Source organism: Rhizobacter sp. P3_C12 (assembly GCF_056402735.1).
This window is the reverse complement of the sequence record NZ_JBFUGW010000514.1, coordinates 1-2,246: the sequence shown is the minus strand read 5'-3', so window position 1 is coordinate 2,246 and position 2,246 is coordinate 1. Positions and strand designations below refer to the sequence as shown.

3 protein-coding genes are annotated in these 2,246 nt (G+C 68.2%); 2 read left to right on the top strand and 1 reads right to left on the bottom strand.

Going from position 1 to position 2,246, the window contains the following annotated elements; all coding sequences use genetic code 11:
- Both AC1DXV_RS33960 and AC1DXV_RS33955 read left to right on the top strand, forming a co-directional pair.
- Positions 1 to 374: CorA family divalent cation transporter (locus AC1DXV_RS33960; protein WP_477937967.1), on the top strand; the 374-nt coding region annotated here is incomplete at its 5' end.
- A 62-nt stretch (positions 375 to 436) separates the two neighbouring features.
- Positions 437 to 1,798: an Ig-like domain-containing domain gene (locus AC1DXV_RS33955; protein WP_477873468.1), complete on the top strand. Its 1,362-nt coding sequence runs from the start codon at positions 437 to 439 to the stop codon at positions 1,796 to 1,798.
- Between the two features lie 15 nt (positions 1,799 to 1,813).
- Here AC1DXV_RS33955 and AC1DXV_RS33950 read toward each other — a convergent pair.
- Positions 1,814 to 2,246, bottom strand: a 433-nt coding sequence (locus tag AC1DXV_RS33950; RefSeq protein WP_477937966.1) for an MFS transporter, incomplete at its 5' end; no start/stop codon positions are given.

Sequence of the window (2,246 nt, the reverse complement as noted above, 5' to 3'; positions counted from 1 at the left end):
AGCCGGGCGCGCTGTTCCGGCTGCTGCGCCAGCCGCCGCCGTGGGTGGCGGCGACCGACCTCGATGAACTGCGCCAGGCCACCGAGGAGTTCTCGCTGGTGATCCGCGACCTCGCGGCGCTGCAGGAGCGCATCAAGCTGCTGCAGGAAGAGATCGCCGCGCAGGTCGGCGAGCAGACCAACCGCAGCCTCTTCACGCTGACGATGGTCACGGTGCTGGCGCTGCCGATCAACATCACGACCGGCTTCTTCGGCATGAACGTCGGCGGCATCCCGTTCGGCGAGCACAAGCACGGCTTCCTGGTGGTGGTGCTGTTCGTGGTGGTGTTCACCGCGGTGGCGGGCTGGCTGGCGTTCCGCAACCGGGATCGCTGATGTCGCCGTGGTAGCCTGCCGCCCGAGGAAAAACAAGGGCCACAGGCCCGCGGGAGGATGGAATGAAGAAGTCGATGAGGGGCTTGGGCTTGACGTTGGCCATGGCCCTGACCGCCTGCGGCGGAGGAGGCTCGGATGCTCCGCCGACCGGCGAGAACCAGCGCTACACGCCGCTGTCGGTCGGTGATCGCTGGATCTACCGCACGTGGTCGGACGCAGGGGATGCGAAGGCCTCGTTGGAACGGGTGGAAGCGCAAGGGCACGACCGGCTGGAAGGGCACGATGTGGTTCTGGTGAGCACCGCGTCGCTCGACAAAGGCCTCGTGCTCGAAGACCGTTGGATGCAGCTTTCCGACTCCGCGTTGACCGAATGGCGAAGGGCGACGTACCCGTCGCTCGGCGCGTTCATCTGGCCGAGAGTCGACGTGCTGCAATTCCCGCTGCTCGGTGGAAACGGATTCACGCAGGTCGACCAGACCATCGATCTCGGCAAGGATCTCGATGGCGACGGCCGCAACGAATCGGTGAAGGTCACGTCGCAGGTACGGGTGATCGGTTTCGAATCGGTGCAGACCGATGCGGGCCCATTCGACGCGGCTGCCCACGTACGCACCGAAGTCACGCAGACGAGCATCTCCTCGAGCGGGTTGCCGTCCGGCGTCGAGACCCGCGTCGAAGATGCCTGGTATGCGATGGGCATCGGCCTGGTGAGGTCCGACGTGGTCGTCGGCACGGCCGCCGGACTGTCGACGTCGCACCGCCTGCTCGTGGCTGCGCGCACGGGAGGCGTGCCCACCGACACCCGCGGGCCGCAGGTCGAGATGCTGACGCCTGCGATCCCGCGCTACGGCTCGATCCAGATCGGGTTCGACGAACCCCTGGACAGTTTGACGGTGTTCGACAGCGACGTCATTGACCTGCGCGATCCGCAGGGCGTCCGGATACCTGTGTCACTGTCGTACGAGCGCAGCGTGATGGTCCTGTATCCGGGCACCTTGGCGGACGGCACCTACACCGTGTCCGTCAATTCCACCGTCACCGACCTGGTCGGCAACCCGGTGCAGCCTGCCCTCCTGAGTTTCAAGGTCGACGGCACGCCACCGTCGATCGTCGCGACCTCGCCGCCTGCCTACCAGACCGGCGTACCGCTCGACACGGTGTTCAGCCTCGATTTCAGCGAGGAGCTCAATGCGGCCTCTCTGGCAGGCCGCGTCTCTCTGGCAGGCTACTCCCGGCAGGATGGCCTGCGCGAGGACGTTCCGGTGAAGGTGAGCCTCAACGGCAAGCGAGTCACCGTCACGCCATTGGCGCCGCTCGCGGCCCGCTGGGAGTACACGCTGCGTGTCATGGCGGGGGTGACGGACCCGGGTGGAGATCCGCTGCGCCTGGATTATTTTCTGCAGGTCGAAGCCGCAGGCCACTGAGCCTTCCGGTTCCGTCTACCGGGTGGCACCGGTGCGCCTCGGCCACATTCGCACCACCAGCGCCAGCGCCGCGGCACTGGCCGACAGCGCCGTCACCGCCATCCACCCCCAGTGCGCCAGCGCCAGGCTGCCCAGCGCCGAGCCGGTCGCCATGCCGATGAACACCGTCGTGAACAGCACCGCGTTCAGGCGGCTGCGCGCGCCGGGGTCGATGCCGTAGACGATGGTCTGGTGCGCGATCAGCGCGACCTGGATGCCGAGGTCGAAGCCGATCGCGCTCGCGACCAGCAGCCCGAGCTGCGCCTGCGGCGGCACGAACGGCATCAACCCCATCACCGCGAACGACACCAGCACCAGGCCCGCGCCGACGCGCGTCACCAGTTCCGGCCCGCGCCGGTCGGCCATGCGGCCGGCCAGCGGCGCGGCCAGCGCCCCGGCCGCGCCGGCC